The organism is Sphingopyxis sp. (assembly GCF_036402335.1).
Classification (GTDB): domain Bacteria; phylum Pseudomonadota; class Alphaproteobacteria; order Sphingomonadales; family Sphingomonadaceae; genus Sphingopyxis.
Genome location: NZ_DASWTD010000578.1, coordinates 1 through 2,697, shown reverse-complemented (window position 1 = coordinate 2,697; position 2,697 = coordinate 1). Strand labels below are relative to the sequence as shown.

The 2,697-nt window shown below is 61.3% G+C and carries 3 protein-coding genes; 2 read left to right on the top strand and 1 reads right to left on the bottom strand.

Annotation, left to right across the window (positions count from 1 at the left end; translation table 11 throughout):
• On the bottom strand, positions 1-185 hold a 185-nt coding region (locus VGD20_RS18710), incomplete at its 3' end, for a hypothetical protein (protein ID WP_331135886.1).
• A 220-nt stretch (positions 186-405) separates the two neighbouring features.
• Here VGD20_RS18710 and VGD20_RS18705 point away from each other — a divergent pair.
• Entirely contained in the window at positions 406-2,127 is a 1,722-nt protein-coding gene (locus VGD20_RS18705; RefSeq protein WP_331135885.1) for a cellulase family glycosylhydrolase, read from the top strand.
• Between the two features lie 70 nt (positions 2,128-2,197).
• Positions 2,198-2,697 (top strand): DoxX family protein (locus VGD20_RS18700; RefSeq protein ID WP_331135884.1); only part of this gene is annotated, 500 nt, incomplete at its 3' end.

The following is a 2,697-nucleotide window of genomic DNA, read 5'->3' as shown; positions in this document are numbered from 1 at the left end:
ACACTTCCGGTCATGGATGCGAAGCAGGCAACGCGAAGTATTCCCGGAGCCTCGACATCGAGGGCCAGTGTTGCAGAAACCGGCGTGCCAGACGCGGGCGAAGTGATCGTACCAGCATATGCCGGATTCACCAACGCTCCTAAAGCCGAGGCGGCCAGCAGGCCCTTTACGAAAATCATCTTCATTGAATAAACCCTCCCAGTTTCCCAAAAGATGCGCGGAATCATGGCTAGTAATTGATGTAATACATCAAATGAGACTCTTTAGCTAGCGTGAGCTAGCTTTTTGTGTGTGCAGGTAAAGCCCCGGAAGCGGGCCGAGTCAGTGGAGGTTTACCCAAGCCGAGACTTGCGCTCTTGTCGTTGTTTGATAACGTTCTCATAACGGCAATATCGGGAATGCCATATGAAGCTGCGCTCGCTCGCCCTCGCCCTTGCTTTTTTGGCGCCAACACTTTCGGCGCATGCCCAAGGCTTTCTGAAAGTCGACGGCACCCGCATCATCGATGGATCGGGCCAGCCCGTCGTCCTGCGCGGGATGGGGCTCGGCGGATGGATGCTGCAGGAAGGCTATATGCTGAAGCTCGGCGAAGTCGGGCAACAGCATAGAATTCGCTCGAAGCTTGTCGAACTTGTCGGCGAGGAGCGCACGGCGACCTTCTACCGCGCATTGCTCGACAACCACACGACCGAGGCCGACATCGCCGCGATGGCGAAATGGGGCTTCAATTCGGTGCGCCTGCCGATCCATTTCGACCAGCTCACCCTGCCCGCCGACAAGGAGCCGAAGCCGGGTCAGGACACGTGGCACGAGGAAGGCTTCCAGCGCATCGACCGGCTGCTCGAATGGAGCAAGGCGAACCGCATCTACCTGATCCTCGACCTTCACGCCGCGCCCGGCGGTCAAGGCAACGACCTTGCCATCTCGGACCGCGACCCAGCCAAACCATCGCTCTGGCAAAGCGAAGAGAACCAGCGCAAGACCGTGATGCTGTGGACCAGGCTCGCGGAGCGGTACAAGGACGAGCCGTGGATCGGCGGCTATGACCTGATCAACGAGCCGAACTGGAGCTTTGCGACCCCGGGCAAGGGCAATGGCTGCGACGAGACGGAGAACAAGGCCGTCTGGAGCCTGCAACAACGGATCACCGCCGCGATCCGCAAGGTCGACAAAAAGCATATCGTGATCGTCGAGGGCAATTGCTGGGGCAATAATTACAAGGGTCTGCCGCCCGCATGGGACGCCAATATGGTGCTGAGCTTCCACAAATATTGGAACCGCAACGACGAGGCGAGCATCGCCGAAATCAAGGCGCTGCGCGCCAGCTATAACCGCCCGATCTGGCTCGGCGAGTCGGGCGAGAACAGCAATGGCTGGTACCGCGATGCAATCGCGCTCGCCGAAGGGGACGGTATCGGATGGAATTTCTGGCCGCTGAAGAAGATTGGCTTCAACCAGCCGCTTGAGATTCTCGCCGGCGACGGATGGATGAAGATCGTTGCATGGATGACCGGCAAGGGCGAAAAGCCGGCCGCGGATGAGGCCTTTGCCGCGATGATGCAGCTCGCGGAGAACACGCGGTTCGAGAAGAATATCCCGAAACCCGATGTCATCGATGCGATGTTCCGTCAGCCGCGCGATGCAAGCTATCGTCCCTTCGTCGCCCGCACGCTCGATACGAAAACGTTGACCATCGCCGCTGCCGATTATGATCTCGGCCCGCCAGGCGTCGCCTATCACGATAGCGTCGACGCCAATTATCACGTCGCGACCGGCGGCGAGCGGACACCGTGGAACAACGGGACGACCTACCGAAACGACGGCGTCGATATCGCTCGCGAGGCGAACGGCGCACCCTATGTCAGCGATTTCGTCACCGGCGAATTCATGCGCTACAGCGCCGATGTCGCAAAGGCGGGTCGATGGACCGTCATCGCGCGCGCGCGTTCGGTGAAAGGCGGCCGGATCGGCATCGACGAACGCGGCGTCGCCGTCCCCGCAAGCCCGCTATGGCAGGACGTGAAACTCGCCGACGTCGACCTGCCCGCCGGCCCGGGTACCGCCACGTTGCGCGCCTTCGATTGCAGCGATTGCGAGGTCGCCACGCTGATCTTCATACAGCGCTGAGCGGAACCCGATCGCCGTCCCGCGCGTCCTGTCTGCACAAGCGGATGGGGCGCGTAGTGGAGGATGATTCATGTCCATGATCGCCGTCTTTTTCGGCCGCCTGTTCATCGCGGTGATTTTCATCGTGTCGGGCATCAACAAGCTGATCCATGTCAACGACACGAATGCGATGATTTCCGCCGCGGGCCTTCCGGGCGGCCTGGCAATCCCGACCGGATTGTTCGAACTGATCGCGGGCGTCTGCCTCGCGCTCGGTATCGCGACCCGCCTCTGGTCGATCCTGCTCGCAGGTTTAGTCCTCCTTACCATCCTCTTCTTTCACCGCGAATTCACCGATCCCGTGCAGGCGATGGCTGCGATGAAGAATCTGGCGATCGCGGGCGGCCTTCTCTGCCTTTTCGGCTATGGCCACACGCGCTGGAGCTATGACGCGATGCGCGCGCGCCGCCGCGACGAAATCGCGGCGCATCAGGCGCACGTGCACGCAAGCGAAGCCGAACTGCGCGCCGCGCGCGCCGAAGGCCGGGCAGAGGCCGCCGGCGCGCCAGTGATCGTTCGCAAGCGCCCCTT

Coding starts and splice junctions, on each gene's coding strand:
- VGD20_RS18705 (WP_331135885.1), top strand. CDS start 406: ATGAAGCTGCGCTCGCTCGCCCTCGCCCTTGCTTTTTTGGCGCCAACA.